General features: G+C 68.5%; 18 protein-coding genes and 2 rRNA genes. 13 read left to right on the top strand and 7 right to left on the bottom strand.

What is annotated here, in order from left to right; translation table 11 throughout:
- Both ACFLIM_RS44560 and rrf read left to right on the top strand, forming a co-directional pair.
- Window positions 1-228: ribosomal RNA gene (locus tag ACFLIM_RS44560) — 23S ribosomal RNA — on the top strand; the annotation flags it as partial.
- 141 nt (window positions 229-369) lie between these two features.
- Window positions 370-486: ribosomal RNA gene (gene rrf / locus ACFLIM_RS44555) — 5S ribosomal RNA — on the top strand.
- Window positions 487-689: 203 nt separating this feature from the next.
- On the opposite strand, the gene ACFLIM_RS44550 is transcribed toward rrf, so the two are convergent.
- Window positions 690-1,373, bottom strand: coding sequence for an SAM-dependent methyltransferase (locus tag ACFLIM_RS44550; RefSeq protein ID WP_393175855.1), 684 nt, complete (start codon window positions 1,371-1,373; stop codon window positions 690-692).
- Window positions 1,374-1,508: 135 nt separating this feature from the next.
- Complete coding sequence (locus ACFLIM_RS44545) at window positions 1,509-3,317, bottom strand: hypothetical protein (RefSeq protein WP_393175853.1); 1,809 nt, start codon at window positions 3,315-3,317, stop codon at window positions 1,509-1,511.
- Here ACFLIM_RS44545 and ACFLIM_RS44540 point away from each other — a divergent pair.
- Window positions 3,255-4,322 carry a hypothetical protein gene (locus ACFLIM_RS44540; protein WP_393175851.1) on the top strand — a complete coding sequence of 356 codons (1,068 nt, stop codon included), beginning with the start codon at window positions 3,255-3,257 and terminating at the stop codon, window positions 4,320-4,322. The two genes, ACFLIM_RS44545 and ACFLIM_RS44540, sit on opposite strands and share 63 nt — an antisense overlap.
- 60 nt (window positions 4,323-4,382) lie before the next feature.
- Here ACFLIM_RS44540 and ACFLIM_RS44535 read toward each other — a convergent pair whose 3' ends face one another.
- Window positions 4,383-5,309, bottom strand: coding sequence for an MBL fold metallo-hydrolase (locus ACFLIM_RS44535; protein WP_393175849.1), 927 nt, complete (start codon window positions 5,307-5,309; stop codon window positions 4,383-4,385).
- 111 nt (window positions 5,310-5,420) lie between these two features.
- On the opposite strand from ACFLIM_RS44535, the gene ACFLIM_RS44530 reads away from it, so the two are divergent.
- On the top strand, window positions 5,421-5,819 hold the full coding sequence (locus ACFLIM_RS44530; protein ID WP_393175847.1) for a single-stranded DNA-binding protein: 399 nt from the start codon (window positions 5,421-5,423) through the stop codon (window positions 5,817-5,819).
- Window positions 5,820-6,149: 330 nt separating this feature from the next.
- On the opposite strand, the gene ACFLIM_RS44525 is transcribed toward ACFLIM_RS44530, so the two are convergent.
- Window positions 6,150-7,790 carry a DUF1015 family protein gene (locus tag ACFLIM_RS44525; RefSeq protein ID WP_393175845.1) on the bottom strand — a complete coding sequence of 547 codons (1,641 nt, stop codon included), beginning with the start codon at window positions 7,788-7,790 and terminating at the stop codon, window positions 6,150-6,152.
- A 119-nt stretch (window positions 7,791-7,909) separates the two neighbouring features.
- Between ACFLIM_RS44525 and ACFLIM_RS44520 the strand changes: the two genes are divergently transcribed.
- Window positions 7,910-8,332, top strand: a complete 423-nt coding sequence (locus tag ACFLIM_RS44520; RefSeq protein ID WP_393175843.1) for a tetratricopeptide repeat protein — start codon at window positions 7,910-7,912, stop codon at window positions 8,330-8,332.
- Between the two features lie 285 nt (window positions 8,333-8,617).
- Here the strand turns inward: ACFLIM_RS44520 and ACFLIM_RS44515 are convergent, their stop codons facing one another.
- Window positions 8,618-9,058 (bottom strand): TipAS antibiotic-recognition domain-containing protein, encoded by a 441-nt coding sequence (locus ACFLIM_RS44515; protein WP_393175841.1) that lies wholly within the window; start codon window positions 9,056-9,058, stop codon window positions 8,618-8,620.
- A gap of 78 nt (window positions 9,059-9,136) precedes the next feature.
- On the opposite strand from ACFLIM_RS44515, the gene ACFLIM_RS44510 reads away from it, so the two are divergent.
- Window positions 9,137-10,108, top strand: a complete 972-nt coding sequence (locus ACFLIM_RS44510) for an HAD-IIA family hydrolase (protein ID WP_393175839.1) — start codon at window positions 9,137-9,139, stop codon at window positions 10,106-10,108.
- On the opposite strand, the gene ACFLIM_RS44505 is transcribed toward ACFLIM_RS44510, so the two are convergent.
- Window positions 10,080-10,322 (bottom strand): ABC transporter permease, encoded by a 243-nt coding sequence (locus ACFLIM_RS44505; RefSeq protein ID WP_393175837.1) that lies wholly within the window; start codon window positions 10,320-10,322, stop codon window positions 10,080-10,082. The two genes, ACFLIM_RS44510 and ACFLIM_RS44505, sit on opposite strands and share 29 nt — an antisense overlap.
- Between ACFLIM_RS44505 and ACFLIM_RS44500 the strand changes: the two genes are divergently transcribed.
- Window positions 10,240-10,434 (top strand): hypothetical protein, encoded by a 195-nt coding sequence (locus ACFLIM_RS44500; RefSeq protein ID WP_393175867.1) that lies wholly within the window; start codon window positions 10,240-10,242, stop codon window positions 10,432-10,434. The two genes, ACFLIM_RS44505 and ACFLIM_RS44500, sit on opposite strands and share 83 nt — an antisense overlap.
- Before the next feature lie 80 nt (window positions 10,435-10,514).
- Here the strand turns inward: ACFLIM_RS44500 and ACFLIM_RS44495 are convergent, their stop codons facing one another.
- On the bottom strand, window positions 10,515-10,862 hold the full coding sequence (locus ACFLIM_RS44495; protein ID WP_393175835.1) for an SCP2 sterol-binding domain-containing protein: 348 nt from the start codon (window positions 10,860-10,862) through the stop codon (window positions 10,515-10,517).
- 127 nt (window positions 10,863-10,989) lie between these two features.
- Here ACFLIM_RS44495 and ACFLIM_RS44490 point away from each other — a divergent pair, with 127 nt between their 5' ends.
- The 6 genes from ACFLIM_RS44490 to ACFLIM_RS44465 all read left to right on the top strand — a co-directional run bounded on the left by ACFLIM_RS44490 (window position 10,990) and on the right by ACFLIM_RS44465 (window position 16,962).
- Window positions 10,990-11,208 carry a hypothetical protein gene (locus ACFLIM_RS44490; protein ID WP_393175833.1) on the top strand — a complete coding sequence of 73 codons (219 nt, stop codon included), beginning with the start codon at window positions 10,990-10,992 and terminating at the stop codon, window positions 11,206-11,208.
- Window positions 11,205-12,017, top strand: a complete 813-nt coding sequence (locus tag ACFLIM_RS44485) for a TlyA family RNA methyltransferase (RefSeq protein WP_393175831.1) — start codon at window positions 11,205-11,207, stop codon at window positions 12,015-12,017. Before ACFLIM_RS44490 ends, ACFLIM_RS44485 begins: the two co-directional genes overlap by 4 nt.
- Window positions 12,014-12,913 carry an NAD kinase gene (locus tag ACFLIM_RS44480; protein ID WP_393175829.1) on the top strand — a complete coding sequence of 300 codons (900 nt, stop codon included), beginning with the start codon at window positions 12,014-12,016 and terminating at the stop codon, window positions 12,911-12,913. The genes ACFLIM_RS44485 and ACFLIM_RS44480 overlap by 4 nt, the downstream gene beginning before the upstream one ends.
- Before the next feature lie 95 nt (window positions 12,914-13,008).
- The gene (gene recN, locus ACFLIM_RS44475; protein ID WP_393175827.1) at window positions 13,009-14,718 is read left to right on the top strand and encodes a DNA repair protein RecN; all 1,710 of its coding nucleotides are present in this window, start codon (window positions 13,009-13,011) and stop codon (window positions 14,716-14,718) included.
- 73 nt (window positions 14,719-14,791) lie between these two features.
- A complete protein-coding gene (gene steA / locus ACFLIM_RS44470) occupies window positions 14,792-15,988 on the top strand; it encodes a putative cytokinetic ring protein SteA (RefSeq protein ID WP_393175865.1) in 1,197 nt (398 codons plus the stop codon).
- Window positions 15,985-16,962 carry a copper transporter gene (locus tag ACFLIM_RS44465; protein ID WP_393175825.1) on the top strand — a complete coding sequence of 326 codons (978 nt, stop codon included), beginning with the start codon at window positions 15,985-15,987 and terminating at the stop codon, window positions 16,960-16,962. Before steA ends, ACFLIM_RS44465 begins: the two co-directional genes overlap by 4 nt.

Here is a 16,962-nt window from a genome sequence, read left to right as displayed (position 1 = left end):
CGGACGAACCTCTGGTGTGCCAGTTGTACCGCCAGGTGCACGGCTGGTTGGCTACGTTCGGAAGGGATAACCGCTGAAAGCATCTAAGCGGGAAGCTCGCCTTGAGATGAGGTCTCCCACCCCGTTTGGGGGTAAGGCTCCCGGTAGACGACCGGGTTGATAGGCCGGAGGTGGAAGCGCGGTAACGTGTGGAGCTGACCGGTACTAATAGGCCGAGGACTTGACCACAAAGCATATTGCTTTGGTGTGTGCTGCGCTCTGTCACTCTTCGCCGGGTCCGGAGCTGCGCCACACCAAAGAAAGACTCTTGCTCGCGTCCACTAGGCAATTCTGAGACAACAAGCGGTATGCTTGTCAGTTTCATAGGGTTACGGCGGTTATGGCGGGAAGGAAACACCCGGTTACATTCCGAACCCGGAAGTTAAGCTTCCCTGCGCCGATGGTACTGCACTCGGGAGGGTGTGGGAGAGTAGGTCACCGCCGGACAATCTTTGGTAGGAGAAGGGCCCCTGACCGGGTATGGTCGGGGACCTTTCTTGTTTCCTGGGACGGCCTGCGCGGGGCCTTCCGCACAGCGCTCTTCGACCCCATGCGGATACCCCACAGGCTGAGTTCGCGGATTAAGGGGAGCGCGGCCGCGATGGTATTCACGGGAGCTGCTCACAGCAGGCGCAGATGGAAGTGAGACATTAAGGGCGAAGGACGAAGACGCCCCAGCCCAGGTATTGGCGGCCGTACTCCAGGTGTGAGCGGCGGGCCCGGGTGAGGAAATCCCGCATGGCCGGAGCGTCGGGATCCGCTGGATTGTCGCGGAGCCAGTCGCTCATCGTCCACCACTGGCCGGCGACGTACCTGTCCCAGCTGTCCTGGTCGGCCAGGACCATTTCCAGGAGTTCGAAGCCGGCCTCTTCGACGCGCTCCGCCGTACCGGCCAGTGAGGTGAAGAGGTCTTTCTCCATTCCGAGGGCGTCGAGAGCCTCGGGCGGAGGTGGCGATATCCAATAGCACTCGCCTACCAGGGCGATGCCGTTCGGGCTCAGATGTCCGCGCATGAGCGACAGGGTGCCCTGGAGGCCGCCGCCGATCCAGGTCGCCCCAATGCACGAGACGATGTCGTACGACTCGGGGGTGTCTTTGTAGGTGGCGGCGTCGGCTTCTATGAAATCGAGCCGGTCGGCCACGCCGAGGTCTTCTGCTCGAGTTCTGGCGGCGCCGAGAAAGACCTTGCTGATGTCCACGCCGACACCCTGTACGCCGTAATCGTTGGCCCACCGGGAAAGGAGCTCGCCCTTTCCGCAGGCCAGGTCCAGCTGGCGGGAGCCTGGGGCGATGCGGCAGATCTCTCCGAGCAGGTCGAGCTTGTCGTCCGTCAAGGGGTTCAGAATCCGGTGACGGGACTCGGCGATTTCGTGGAAGCGTAGTGACATGGTGAGCAGTCTTGCTGACCGAGCGTTTATCGGCCAATCAATAGATGGGTTGCGGCGGGCTCATGGACGTCCCGCGGCTTGCTAGGCTGGCAGTAGCGGGCCACCCCCACGGGTGGCCTTCGTCGCGTAAGGCCCGTGGGCGGGCGGCGACCAGCCACGGTGGACCGTCGTTGTGAGTCCGCTGGGTGAGCCCAACGAAATGGACCAGAAGTGAACAGAGATAACGGATCCGACGGCGGACAGCGCGGGCGCGGCGACCACGGGGACAGGCGCTCCGGCGGAGGCGGCAGGAGCGGCGGATACAACTCTCGCGGGCGAGACTCCGGCGGCGACCGTCCGTTCCGTTCCGACGACAGGCCGCGCTCCGACAACCGCGGAGACAGAGGGCCGCGGAGGGACGACGGCCCTCGGGACCGAGACGATCGCGGTTCGGGTCGTGAGGGCGGAGAGCGTCGTCCGTTCCGTGATCGGGATGATCGTGGTCCTCGTCGTGAGGGGGGCTACGGCGACCGGGGCCCTCGTCGTGAGGGTGGAGGCCGGGACGATCGGGCTCCCCGTCGTGAGGGCGGCTTCGGCGACGATCGGGGCCCGCGTCGCGAGGGCGGCTCCAGTGAGCGTCGTGAAGGTGGTTACGGGGCCCGCCGTGAGGGCGGTTCCGACGATCGTCGTACCTATCGGGACCGGGACGATCGTGGTCCTCGTCGTGAGGGCGGCTCCGGTGAGCGTCGTGAGGGCGGGGAGCGTCGTCCGTTCCGTGATCGGGATGATCGTGGTCCCCGTCGCGAGGGCGGCTCCAGTGAGCGTCGTGAAGGGGGTTACGGTGATCGTGGCCCCAGGCGTGAAGGGGGTTACGGTGATCGTGGCCCCAGGCGTGAAGGGGGTTACGGTGATCGCGGTCCCAGGCGTGAGGGTGGGTTCCGCGACGATCGTGGTCCTCGTCGTGAGGGCGGCTCCAGTGAGCGTCGTGAGGGCGGGGAGCGTCGTCCGTTCCGTGATCGAGATGATCGTGGTCCTCGTCGTGAGGGTGGTCACGATGATCGTGGCCCCAGGCGTGAGGGTGGGTTCCGCGACGACCGTGGTCCCCGTCGCGAGGGTGGTTTCCGCGATGACCGGGGCCCGCGTCGTGAGGGCGGCTCCAGTGAGCGTCGTGAAGGGGGTTACGGTGATCGTGGCCCCAGGCGTGAGGGCGGTTTCCGCGACGACCGTGGTCCCCGTCGCGAGGGTGGTTTCCGCGATGACCGGGGCCCACGTCGCGAGGGTGACTCCAGTGAGCGTCGTGAAGGGGGTTACGGTGATCGTGGCCCCAGGCGTGAGGGCGGTTACGGTGATCGCGGTCCCAGGCGTGACGGCGGTTTCCGCGACGATCGTGGTCCTCGTCGTGAGGGCGGCTCCGGTGAGCGCCGTGAGGGCGGGGAGCGTCGTCCGTTCCGTGATCGGGATGATCGCGGTCCCCGTCGCGAGGGCGGATACGGCGAGCGTCGTGAAGGTGGTTACGGTGATCGTGGCCCCAGGCGTGAGGGTGGCTTCCGCGACGACCGTGGTCCCCGTCGCGAGGGCGGCTTCCGGGACGACCGGGGCCCGCGTCGTGAGGGCGGATACGATGATCGTCGTGAGGGCGGTCGCAGGGACTCCCGCCCGTTCTCGCGAGACGACCGCGAGGAGCGCCCCGCGGCGGCGACCCGCGCCCGATACGGCAGGTCCGACGGCGAGGCCGAGGCTCCGCAGCGCGAGAGGCTGCCCGAGGTCGCGCCCGACATCACCGCGGAGGAACTCGACAAGGAGGTCCTCGAGGAGCTGCGTTCCCTCCCCGGCGATCTCGCCGACCTGGTGGGCCGGCACCTCGTGGCCGCCGAGCGGGCGCTTGAGGACGACGACCCCGACCAGGCACACGAGCACACGAAGGTGGCCCGCAGGTTCGCGGCGCGCATCGGTGTCGTACGCGAGGCCGCGGGTATCGTCGCCTACCACGCGGGGCACTTTTCGGAGGCCCTGAGCGATCTGCGGGCGGCCAGGAGGATGACGGGTTCGGAGGCGTACCTGCCGGTCATGGCCGACTGCGAGCGTGGCCTCGGCCGTCCGGAGCGGGCCATCGACCTCGTACGTTCACCCGAAGCCGAACGCCTCGACCGAGCCGGGCGCATTGAGCTGACCATCGTCGAATCCGGCGCCCGCCGCGACCTGGGCCAGCACGACGCCGCCGTGATCACCCTGCAGCGGCTGCCCGAATTGCGCGACCCGCAGCCCAGGCCCTGGTCGGCACGGCTGGCATTCGCATATGCGGACGCGTTGGCCGAGGCCGGGCATCAGGAGGCGGCTACCGACTGGTTCGGGAAGGCGATGGCGTTCGACGAAGACGGCGAGACGGACGCCGCCGAACGGTACGCCGAGCTGACCGGCGCGGTCATCGAGGACGTCGAGGAAGATTTCGACGATCAGGACGACCTCGAGGACGACTTCGACGACGCTGCGGTGACCGAGGCCGCAGACGTGGCCGAGGCGGACGAGGCGGACGAGGCGAACGCGGCGGACGAGGCGGACGCGGCGGACGAGACGGACGCGGACGAGGCCGACGCGGACGAGGCCGACGCGGATGAGTCGGATGAGTCGGAGGCGCACGAGACGGGCGAGGCCGACGGAGGAGCAGACGACGCCGCGCCTCTCGCGGAAGCCGGTGACCTCCTGGACAGTGAACCGGAGCCGTCCGGCCCCGCCGACGCCCCGCAAGCCCCCGAACCCGCCGCCGACCTCCCGGACGTCCCCGCCGATGAGCAGGATGACGCCCTTGAGACGCCGGGCCAGGCCGACACTCCGGGCATCACTCCGGCGTTCATCGAGCCCGACTTCGGCGACACGCTGGACGTACCTGCCGAGAACAAGCCCAAAACCGACGACTGACGCCGGCGCTCCGCCGTACCCGAACCATCCGGTACGGCGGAGCGTCTCCACGGATGCCGGTCAGGGCGAGATGCGGTCGAGCCAGTGGAGGATCCCCGCGACGTTGGACGGAGCACCGCTCAGCAGTTCGAACTGCTCAGCGGTAGCGTCATCGGACTTCAACGCGGTATAGCGATCCTTGGTGCGATCCCTGACCATGGCCACGGCGTGGTCCAGATCCATGCCCTCAGAATGAGCCTGCCGGGTCAGATCCACCCAGATGCGAAGCTCTTCTGCAGACCGTTCAAGGGTCTCGTGAACGGCATCAACGGGCCCATAGTGGCTGAACAGCAATCTCTGCGGCCCAAGCGCTCCGAACAACGCGATCGAGTCCAGCGCCGTCCGCAAATCGAAGTCCGGCGGAGGCGTCGCAGGACGCAGATCTCCCGTCTCGGGCAGGTACACACCGGCCGCGTCACCTACATACAGGTCACCAGTGGCGGAGTCGACCAGGCCGACGTGATGTTTCGCGTGCCCGGGGGAGTAGTGGCTGCTCAGCGTACGTCCATTGCCCAGGTCGATGGCGCCCGTGTCGCCGAGGGCAACGATCCGCTGGGCGTCGGTAGGAGACAGTTCGCCAAAGAGCGTGTCGAGCCGGTCACCCCACACCATCCGGGCACTGGCCATCAACCGCGACGGATCAGCCAGATGACGGGCACCCTTCTCATGCACCACGACCTGCGCGTACGGGAAGAACCTGGCGATGTCTCCCACTCCACCGGCATGATCCAGGTGAATATGGGTCACCACGACGGTAGCCAGATCCTCGGGACCGACACCGAGTGAGGTGACCGCGTCGCGAACCACGGGCGCCGAGGTCGAGGTACCCGTCTCCACCAGGCACGGCCGATCACCCAAAATCAGATAACCAGCCGTGATGCCCGAGTATCCAGCCATCTTGGTGTCGATTTCATAGACGTCGCCGCCCAGAGCGGTGATGTTTTCCACAGGCACTCCCGCGCGTCCACCCGTTGTCCCCAGAACGCCATTCCAGTCGATCCGGCTTCCTTCTCATCGTAGAGAGTGATCCCCACCAGAGCACCGATAGGGAGGACGACAGTGGACCGAAACGAGGTCGTGCTGGTGGGAAGGCTGTCAGCGGCGGTCGAGGAGCACCCCTTGCCCAGCGGCGACACCGTGACGAAGTGGCGCATCATCGTCCGCCGCCGCCGGCACAGACGGGGAGCGGCCCTGACGGACAGCATCCCGTGCGTGACGTTCAACCCGGAGACCGCCGCCATAGTCCGCAAGCTCAAGCCCCGCGACTACATCGAGGTGACGGGAGCCTTCCGCTGCCGCGTCTTCGGCCCGTCCGCCGCCAAGATCTGGAGGTACGAGGTGGAGGTGAGCACCGCCAGTCCAGTCGAAGCCGACGTTCCCAAACCCGAGGAGGCCCCCGCCGAGACCCTCACCGCCCTGATCCCTCGGCAGGTGCCCTACCTGGCACCAGCCGGCTGACCTAGCGCCTGGGCGACGTCCGCCAACCGACGGGGCTCAGGCTGACGAGCGTTCATCTTCAAGGGGCGCTCGGGCTGAGCTGAGGGTGTTCGTTGGCCGCTCGGCGATGGTGAGTCCGTTCGTCCCGGCGACCGCTCGGCGATGGGGATTTGTCAGCGATGGCTGCTTGGGCGAGGTGAATTCATTGGCTGGTGGCCCTTCGGCCGTGGCGTGTCCGTTCGCCCGGCGGTTCTTGGCGATGGCTGTTGGGTGAGGTTCGTTGGCTGATGGCCGAACGGGCTGGGGAGCGATCGGCAGATGGAGGCTCGGCGTCGGGGACGGCCGGTTGCCTCAGTCGATGGCGAACGTGCGGAGGACCAGGCCAGTCCTGGGCTTGGGACCGAAGGAGGTGGATTTGCGGGGGACTCGTTCACCGCCCGCGGCGATGGCCAGCACATCGTCGACTGCGAGCGGCTTGAGGATCACGGCGGTGCCGCCGGTGCGGAGGGCCAGCTTCACTGCGGCTTCCGCGTTGTGGTGGACGATGCGTACGGTCTGATCGTCGTCGCGCATGCCCCACACCTTGGGCAGGACGAATTCGGTGAGGACGGAGGTGTTGAGCGAGTTCCAGCGGTCGGAGTGGTCGGCCGGCATGGCACGGGCGAGTTGCACCGGGTCGGGATCGGTGAGCAGATGCGTCCCGTCTTCACCTGCGAGCAGGAAGGAGGGCTCCACGGCCTCTTCGAGCGCGGCCAGGCCCTGTGCCAGGTCGTCATAGTCGCGAACGCGCCACGAACCCCTGGCCCTGGCGGTCGCCTCAGCCAGGGGCAAGCCGGGGATCACGCGATGGATGGCCTGCAAGTCTGGCGGATATGCGGCGGAGTCGACGAGCAGGGCCAGCCCGAAGTCCCACGGCCCGACCGCAGGCTCAACAGCCTCCGGAACCGGACGTCCCCCGAGATCTGAGCGCTCGGATGCGGTGTCAGCCGACGGCTGGGCCCTTTGCGCGGCGTCAGCGGGCTGCTGTCGCCGAGTGCCCGAAGCGGTGAGGGGCGGCTGAGTGTCTGAAGCGGTGGAGGGTGGCCGAGCGTCCGAAGTGGTGGAGGTGGGTGCTGGTGGCTGGTCCTGGAGGGCGCGGTGGGTCGCGTGTTCTTGGCGTTGGAGAACGCGGTATGTCGCGTACCTGTGGTGGCCGTCAGCGATCAAGGCTTGCCGGTGGTGGAGGTCGGCGTTTATCGCGGCGATCTCGGTCGTGTCCGTGATCGCCCACAGGCGGTGGGTGAGGCCGTCTTCCGTGTGGGCGGATACGAGGGGGCGTCGTTTCACGGCCACCTCGTCCACCAGGTGGGTGGCCGTGCCGTTGGCACCGTCGTACAGGAGGAAGATGGGCTCTAGGTTGGCCTCGGTGGTGCTCATGAGGGCGAGCCGGTCGGCGATGGGGCCGGGCAGGACGTCCTCGTGGGGCAGGATGATGCGCTGCCCCGGGTCGGCCAGGCCTACGTCGCCGATCAAGCCCCGTTGCAGGACGTCCGGTCCGCTCTGCTCGTACACGTAAAGGGCCGGCACGTCGTCTGGCACCAGCACGCCCGAGTCCAGCCAGGCTCGCAGCGTGTCCCTGGCTGATGCGTACCTGGCTTCGAGCGGGGCTTCGATCGGTGGGAAGGGTGTTTCAGGTTGTGCTTGGGGCGCGGCGTGAGCGGTCGGCTCGGTGGTTGCGGTCGGTTGTGTCCTGGTGCTTTCGTGGGTGGTGAGATCTGGTGGTGTTCGGGCGTCGGGGTAAGGGGTGGCGCTCGGTTGTGTCCGAGGGGAGCAGGGAAGGATGAGGCGGACGACGTTGTTCGGGTGGGAGCCCAGGAGGGTGTCTACGTCGGCGTCGGAGATCAGGTCGTACGGTGGGGAGGTCACCTTGGCGGGATCTTCGACAGCGAAACGTACGCCTCGGAAGGGCCGTAGCACCAGTCCATCCGGCACCGGCAGTTCAGGAATCCCCATACCGGGCATGCTCCCATAAATGCTTGTGCCTTCCCCAAGTCGCCCCGTGGTTGCAGTCGTGGCCGTTCCGCAGCAGGCCGCGACGGGTCTGTCGTTCAGCGATGAAGGAGTCCTCACGCATGGCTCAAGATGGAAGCGTTCATGATGATCCCTCCGGCGCTCCGGGGGGCGGTGTTTACGACTGGTACCAGCGTGGGGTGAAGTTGCTGAGAGAGGGCAGTCCTGCTGCCGCCGCGGCGTTGCTTGAACGTGCTGCCGCGGCCGAGCCTGAATCGCGCAGCATTCTGGAGGCGTTGGCGCGGGCGCAGTTCAATTCCCGGCAGTACGCCGAGGCTGCCGCTAGTTTTCGCCAGATAGTGGATGCTAATCCAGCTGAGGATTATGCCTACTTTGGACTGGGGTTGTCGTTGTGGCGCACTGGCGATGTTGAGGGAGCCCAGGAACCGCTGGCCATTGCGGTGGCGATGCGGCCGGATGAGCGGCATTATGTGTCGGCCTTGAAGAGTGTTCGGGCTACGTTGCGTGCTCGTCGGGAAATGTAGGCGGTTGTCCATCGCACTTTGTCTTCGGTTATCGGTCAACCGTTCCGCATCAGTGCTTTCCGCGTTGAAGAGTGCGCCACGGCGTCCCGGCGTTGGGGCGTCCGGTCTCCGAACTGCTCGATGCTCGCATGGCGTCCGAGAGCCGAAGTCACTGAGGGCTCTCAGGGTCGGTGTTCGACTGCGAAGGGAGGCCCGTAGCAGCACGCAGCTGCGCATGTCCGGTAGGCGGGATTTTGGGGGTCGTCAGTGCGGGGGGTGTGCCGGGGTGGGGGAACGGGAGTGGTGTCAGGCGTTGTGGCGGGTGGCGTTGGCGGTGATGGCGGCTTGGAAGTAGGCCGCCAGACCGGGGGCCGTTCGGTCGAAGATGGTGGTGAAGCGGGGGTCCGTGACGTACAGGTCGCCGAGGCCGCGGTGGATTTCGTAGCTGCAGTCGTAGCACCAGCGGGTGATGTGGGCCCGGTGTTCTTCCGCCAGGTCCATGGCCAGGTCGCCGTCCGCCGGCGCGCCTGCGCGCATCGCCTCCGCCATGCGGTTCGCGATCTCGGCTGCCTCGCCCATGAATCGCTTCCAGTCCTCCTTCGTGAACGTTGACGTGCGGCGCATAGAGTCTGTCCAGGCTTGCGTGCCGCCCCAGCGTTGCTCGGCCTCCGCCGCGTGGCCGTCAGGGTTGAAGTCGCCGAACAGCTCAGCGCGCTCGTCGGCGGTGAGGTTGAGGTTGGCGGACATGGCCATCCTTCCGGTAGGTGGGTATGAGGGCGACGCTAAAGTCTCACGCGGCGTGAGAGTCAAACGGGAAGAGGCGCAGTGCTGATCGACGGCTATGACACCCTGCTGCTCGACCTCGACGGCGTGGTCTATCTGGGTAGCCAGCCGGTGCCCGGGGCTCCGGCGGCGCTGGAGGAGGCGCAGCGGCGCGGGGTGCGGTTGGCGTACGTGACCAACAACGCCTCCCGTACGCCCGCCGCCATCGCCGCCCACCTGCGCGAGCTCGGGGCGCCTGCCACGGCCGCCGACGTGGTGACCTCGGCGCAGGCCGCCGCCCGGCTGGTCGCCGAGCGGGTGCCGCCCGGCTCGAACGTGCTCGTGGTCGGGGGGTCCGGGTTGCGGCTGGCCGTACGGGATCGGGGGCTTCGGCCTGTTTCGACCGCCGCCGAGTCGCCTGTCGCCGTGGTGCAGGGGATCGCGCCCGGGTTGTCGTACGGGCTGCTGGCGGAAGGCGCGTTGGCGGTGCGGCAGGGGGCGTTGTTCGTGGCGTCCAACGGGGACAGCACGATGCCCACCCAGCGAGGGGTGATCCCGGGGAATGGCGCGATGGTCCGGGTGATCGCCGCTGCCACTGGAGTTGAGCCGGTTTATGCGGGGAAGCCTGATCCGCCGTTGCATCGGGAGTCGATGATCCGCACGGGGGCCCGGCGGCCGCTGGTCGTGGGGGACCGGCTGGACACCGACATCGAAGGGGCCTCCAATGCGGGGGTTGAGAGTCTGCTGGTCCTGACGGGGGTGGCTACGGCCCTTGACGTGTTGACGGCGGATCCGCGGCATCGACCCACGTATGTCGGGGAGGATCTGGGCGTGCTGCTCCAGGACTATCCCGAGGTGCGGGACGGTGCTTGTGGGGGGTGGCAGGCCCGGTGGACGGATGGTGTGTTGCGGCTCGACGGTCATGGCAGCCGGATCGACGGGCTGCGGGCCGCCTGCGACGCGGCCTGGGCGATGGCCGGGCAGGGGCGGCTCGAGGAGGACGCCGTCAAGCCCGTGCTGGATCGTGTCGGGTAGCCGGGTTCGGTGATTCGGGTTTGCGTCGGGTCCGGATTGTGCCGGGCGTCGGGTGGACGGGGTCCGTGTCGGGCCCGGATCGTGCTGGGCGTCTGCTGCGTTGGGTCTGCGTCGGGGTCCGGATCGCCTCGATGGCGTACGTGAGCGGGTTCGCCCGCGCCACCACCTCCATCCACCCCGGCATGGCCGTCAGCGGCACGAACGCGTTGCTCATGAACAGCAGCGGCAACAAGGCGAACCCGGTGATCGCGAAGAACGTCCCGGGGCCAGGTCGTCCACGGCGCGGTGGTCGCCGTACGCGCGGCTCAGGCGCTCGGCGTCGATGATCAGACCCATTTGTTAGCCTATCGCCGAATAGTTAACGGATCCATTAAATAACTGGGCGACACAACGGGTCAACGGTCCCTCAGATCAGCCTGCGCAGCCGCAGCAGGTCGCCGAAGCTCGCGTCGATCTTCACCCGCCCCCCGAGCAGCGCCCGCGCCAGGTCCAGCTCCCCGTCGACCAGCGCGATCAGGTCGTCGCTGGCGATGGTGAGCTTGACGTCGGCCGGCTTGCCGTCCGCCGGCGGCTGCTCCGTGAACGGGTCGAGCCCCCCGTAGTGCAGCCGGCCGTAGAAGATCACGCCGAGGTCGGGAACCCGGCAGCTGACCGTGCGCTCCACCACGTGCTTGGCGCGGTCCTCCTCGCCGACCTCGTCGAACTGGGCGACGAGCTTGGCGAGTGCCGCCCGGCACTCCTCGACGCTTGCCATGATGCGCATCCTTTCTTTCCCTTTGCGGACGGTAGCGTTCCACATCAGTAGCACCCCCGTATGACCTTCAACGCGTAACACGCCTGCCAAGGTCCCGGGTGCTCGCGGGAGGCGTTACCGTCGAGTCATGAGTGAGGTGCCGGAGGGGACCGGCGACGAGCGGGTCGACGCCATCGTGACCGGCCTCGGCCGCTTGGGCGAGCTGCCCGTGAGCGAGCACGTGGCGGTCTTCGACGAGGCGTTCTCCGGGCTCGAGTCCACGCTCGCCGCCGTAGCCGAGCAGGCCGTGGACGGGCAGGCCGTAGACGGGCAGGCTGCGGACGAGCGGGCCATGGGACGGCCGTGAGCCGCAGGATCCGCCTCGACAGCGAGCTGGTACGCCGGGGCCTGGCCAGGTCGCGTGAGCAGGCGGCCCAGCTCATCGACGCCGGCCGGGTCTCCGTCGGCGGCCAGCGGGCCGGAAAGCCCGCCACCCAGGTCGACACCGCTGCCGCCATCGTCGTGGCGGCTTCGGAACACGGCCCGGACTACGTTTCGCGGGGAGCGCACAAATTGCTCGGCGCGCTCGAAACGTTCGAAGAACTGTCCGTGGAAGGCCGCCGCTGCCTCGACGCGGGCGCCTCCACCGGCGGGTTCACCGACGTGCTGCTGCGCCACGGCGCCGCCCACGTGCTCGCCGTCGACGTCGGCTACGGCCAGCTCGCCTGGTCGCTCCGCACCGACGAGCGGGTGACGGTCATGGAACGCGTCAACGTCCGCGACCTGGACCCCGCCATGGTCGGCGAGCCGCCCACGCTGGTGGTGGGCGACCTGTCGTTCATCTCGCTGCGGCTGGTGCTGCCCGCCCTGGCCGAGGTCGCCGCGCCGCGGGCCGACTTCGTAATGCTGGTGAAACCGCAGTTCGAGGTGGGCAAGGACCTCGTGGGCGCGGGCGGCGTCGTACGGGATCCCGAGCTGCGAGAACGATCCGTGCGTGACGTCGCCGCCAAGGCGCGGGAGCTGGGCCTGACCGTACGCGGTGTGACCGCCAGCCCGCTGCCGGGACCGTCGGGAAACGTCGAATATCTGCTCTGGCTGGGCAAGGGTGAGGGCGAGCCGCCGGTCGCCGACCTCGAAGCCGAGATCCACCGTGCCGTCGCGGAAGGGCCGCAATGAACCGGACCGTTCTGGTCGCCGTACACACCGGGCGTGACGCCGCAGTCGAGAGCGCCCGCCTGGTCATCAACCGGCTGGTCGACGCCGGCATCAACGTCAGGGTGCTCGACACCGAGGCCCGCGAGATCGGCTGCGGCGGGGCCCAGGCGGTGACCGGCGACCCGAGCGCGGCCAAGGACGCTGAGGTCATGATCGTGCTCGGCGGCGACGGGTCGCTGCTGCGCGCGGCCGAGCTGGCCAAGCCCGCGGGCACGCCGCTGCTGGCGGTCAACCTCGGACATGTCGGGTTCCTGGCCGAGGCGGAGGTCGCCGACCTGGCCGAGGCGGTCGACAGCGTCGTCGCGGGGCGTTACGACGTCGAAGAGCGGATGACGATCGATGTTCTCGCCAGGCTGAACGGCCGGGTGCTCGCCGACACGTGGGCGCTCAACGAGGCGACGGTCGAGAAGCAGGAGCGCATGCTGGAGGTGGTCGCCGAGATCGACGGCCGGCCGCTGTCCAGGTGGGGGTGCGACGGCGTGATCTGCGCCACTCCGACGGGCTCGACCGCGTACGCGTTCTCCGCCGGCGGTCCTGTCGTGTGGCCGGAGGTGGAGGCGCTGCTCATGGTGCCGATCAGCGCGCACGCGCTGTTCGCCAGGCCGATGGTGGTCTCCCCGCGGTCCACGCTGGCCGTCGAGATCCTGCCCGACACGCCGGGCGGCGTCCTGTGGTGCGACGGCCGCCGCCGCTTCGAGCTGCCGTCGGGCACGAGGGTCGAGGTACGCAGGGGAGCAGAGCCCGTACGCCTGGCGCGCCTGCACGGTGTGGAGAGCACGGGCGCGCCGTTCACCGACAGGCTGGTCGCCAAGTTCGAGCTTCCTGTCCAGGGGTGGCGCGGAAGGGTGCGACCCTGAGTCAATGGAGGGGAGAGCGCGTAGGATCACGTGGGCGCAGGTGTTCGGAAACGATCCGTGTGGCCATCAGACACGGCAGTGAACGGGAGTGGGCAGTGCGACCAAGGGTCGAGGAGGTCCGCATCCAGGGGCTCGGCGTCATCGACGAGGCCGTTCTCGAGCTTTCGCCTGGCTTCAACGTGGTCACCGGCGAGACCGGCGCGGGCAAGACGATGGTCGTCACCGGGCTCGGGCTGCTGTTCGGCGGCCGGGCCGATCCTTCGCGCATCCGACCGGGGGCCGACCGGGTGAGCGTCGAGGGCACGCTGATCATCGAACCCGGCGGGCGCGTCTCCCAGCAGGTCGAGGACATCGGCGGCGAGATCGAGGACGGCGAGCTGATCATCTCCCGCACCGTCTCGGCCGAGGGCAGGTCCAGGGCCTGGCTCGGCGGGCGCACGGTGCCCGTCGGCACCCTGACCTACCTGGCCGACGACCTGGTGGCGGTGCACGGGCAAATGGACCAGCAGCGGTTGCTCCAGGCGGCCAGGCAGCGCGCTGCGCTCGACAGATACGCCGGAAACGACCTGGTCAAGCCGCTGCGGGCCTACTCGCAGACGTACAAACGGCACAAGCAGGTGGGCGCGCTGCTCGATGAGCTGACCACCAGGGCCAGGGAGCGGGCGCAGGAGGCCGATCTGCTGCGCTTCGGCCTGGAGGAGGTCGAGAAGGTCGATCCCAAGCCGGGCGAGGACTCCGAGCTGCGCGGCGAGGAGGAGCGGCTCTCGCACGCCGACGCCCTGCGCAGCGCCGCGACCAGCGCCCACACGGCGCTGCTCGGCGACCCGATGGAGGCGGTGGGCAGCCCCCACGACGTGATCTCGCTGCTCGGCGAGGCGCGGGCGGCCGTGGAGGTGGTACGCGACTTCGACGCCCAGCTCGCATCCGTGGCCGACCGGCTGGCCGAGGCCGGATATCTGATCTCCGACGTGGCCACCGACCTGGCGGCGTACGCGGAGTCGATCGAGGCCGATCCCGCGCGGCTGGCGGCTGTGCAGGAGCGCCGGTCGGTGCTGTCCGGACTGATACGGAAATATGCCGAAGACAGCGCGGGTGTTCTGGCCTGGGCGCAACAGTCCGCCGCCCGCCTGACCGAGCTCGAAGGCGACGACGAGCGCATCGAGGAGCTGACCCGCGAGCACGAGGAGCTGACCGCCCGGCTCACCGAGATGGCCGCCGAGCTCACCGGGGTGCGTCAGGCCGCCGCCGAGCGGTTCGGCCAGGCCGTGACCGAGGAGCTGACGGCGCTGGCCATGCCCCACGCCAGGGTCGTGGTCGAGCTCAGCCGCAGTGACGACTTCGGTCCCGACGGCGTCGACGAGGTGGAGTTGCGGATGGCCGCGCATCCCGCCGCGCCCCCGCTGCCGCTCAACAAGGGCGCGTCCGGCGGCGAGCTGAGCCGGGTCATGCTCGCGATCGAGGTGGTGTTCGCGGGCGCGGATCCGGTGCCGACGTTCGTGTTCGACGAGGTCGACGCGGGAGTCGGCGGCAAGGCGGCGGTGGAGATCGGGCGCCGGCTGGCCAGGCTCGCCCGCACCGCCCAGGTGGTCGTCGTCACCCACCTGCCGCAGGTGGCCGCGTTCGCCGACCAGCATCTGGTGGTGGAGAAGGCGAGCGACGGCAGCGTCGTGCGCAGCGGCGTCGTCACGCTCAACCACGAGGGACGCGTACGCGAGCTCTCCCGCATGCTGGCCGGGCTGGAGGACTCCAAGCTGGGCCGGGCGCACGCGGAAGAGCTGCTGGGGCTCGCAGCGGCAGATCGGTGATCCTGGGTGACATAGTGGACACGCCGCGTAATGCGTGGCCTCTGCGCTGTTTCGCTCTGGCAGGATGGTCATGATGAAGGTTCCGGGAAGCAGGATGCCGGGCCTCCGCGGTAGGAAGGTCGGTGACCTTCCCGGTGTGACAGCAGTGGCGAGAATCGACCGGCGTACCAAGAGGCTGACAAAACGCCTCCAGCCCGGTGAAATTGCGATTATCGACCATGTAGACGTCGACCGGGTCAGCGCGGAGGCACTTGTCGCATGCGGCGCGGCGGCCGTCGTCAACGTCGCCTGCGGCATCAGCGGCCGCTATCCCAACCTCGGGCCGCAGATCCTGCTCGAAGCCGGCGTGCCGTTCGTCGACAACGCCAACCAGGAGCTGTTCGAGCGGGTCCAGGACGGCGACGTCGTCCGGCTCAGCGACGGGGTCGTCTACCTCGACGAGGACATCGTCGGCAAGGGCGAGCAGCAGACCACCCAGGCCGTCGAGTCGGCCATGGCCGAGGCCCGTGCCGGGCTCGCCGTCCAGATCGAGGCCTTCGCCGTCAACACGATGGAATACGTCCGCGGTGAGGGCAAGCTCCTCATCGACGGGGTCGGCGTGCCTGAGATCCGCACCTCGATGGAGGGCAGGCACGTCCTCATCGTGGTACGCGGATACCACTACAAGGAAGACATCGCCACCCTCCGCCCCTACATCCGCGAATACCGGCCCGTCCTCATCGGCGTCGACGGCGGGGCCGACGCGCTGATGGAGGCCGGCTACCTGCCCGACGTGATCGTGGGTGACTTCGACTCGGTCTCCACCAAGGCCCTGACCTGCGGCGCCGAACTCGTCGTACACGCCTATCGCGACGGCCGGGCCCCCGGGCTCGAGCGGGTGCACCAGCTCGGCCGCGAAGCGGTGATCTTCCCCGCCACCGGCACCAGCGAGGACATCGCCATGATCCTCGCCGACGACAAGGGCGCCGAGCTGATCGTCGCGGTCGGCACCCATGGCACGCTGGAGGAGTTCCTCGACAAGGGGCGCTCCGGCATGGCCAGCACCTTTCTCACCCGCCTGATCATCGGCAGCAAGCTCGTCGACGCCAAGGGCGTGAGCAGGCTCTACCGCAGCCGCATCTCCACCCAGCAGCTGCTGCTACTCGTGATCACCGCGCTGATCACGATGAGCGTCGCGCTCTTCTCCTCGTCGATCGGCCGCACCTGGCTGAACGGCGTGCAAGACGCCTGGAACGCGTTCATCTTCTGGCTGGTCGGACTCTTCTCGTGATCGATTTCCGTTATCACCTCGTCTCCATCGTCGCGATCTTCCTGGCGCTGGCCGTGGGCATCGTCATGGGCACCACGCTGCTCCAGGACCCCGCGATCGAGCTGGCCAGGAGGACCAGCGACGAGCTGACCAACACCAACAACGGCCTGCGGGCCGACCTCGACACTCTGCGCGGCAGGGAGGCGGGCAACGACGCCTTCATCTCCTCCATGACGCCGGACGCGGTGGCGGGCGACCTGACGGGGCAGCGCATCCTGCTGATCGAGACGCCCGGCTCCAGCACCGCCGTCCGCGAGGCGGTACAGCAGGTGCTCGGCCAGGCGGGCGCGGAGATCTCAGGGCGGGTCACGTTCACGGAGAAGTTCCTCGACCCCAAGGGCACGGGCGTGATCGACGGCCTGGTCAACCAGCTCAAACCGGCCAACATGATCTTCCCGACCACGGCCACCACCTGGGACAGGGCCGCCGCGCTGCTCGGCGCCGCCTTCGTCACCAACGACCAGGCCCAGGTGGGCACGCCCAACCCGGCCACCGGCGACGTGATCAGCGCCTTCGAGACGGGCGGGCTGCTCAGCACCGAAGGAGAGCCGGGCAAGCGGGCCACGCTCGCCGTGATGATCGCTCCCGAGCGGCCGTACGAAGGCGAGGACGCCGAGGCCCAGGCGGGCGCGCTCGTCTCGGTGGCCGACGGCATCGACGTGGCGGGCAAGGGCACGGTACTCGCCGGGTCCATCGTCGCCGCCGCCGTCCCCGGAGACGTGATCAACGCGGTACGCGACGAGAGCGAGATCTCCAAGAGGGTCTCCACCGTCGATACGGCCGATATGCCCGTGGGCCGCGTCGTGATCGTCTACTCTCTCCGGGAACAACTCAACGGTCGCGCCGGCCAGTACGGCATCGGCAAGGGAGCCTCCGCGCCCCAGCCTCCGGTGACGTCCGCCACCCCGTCCCCCACCACCCAGTCAGGGAGCTGA

It is taken from the genome of Nonomuraea marmarensis (genome assembly GCF_043197025.1).
GTDB lineage: Bacteria > Actinomycetota > Actinomycetes > Streptosporangiales > Streptosporangiaceae > Nonomuraea > Nonomuraea marmarensis.
The sequence above is the reverse complement of the archived record's forward strand: the minus strand, read 5'-3'. Positions and strand labels throughout refer to the sequence as shown.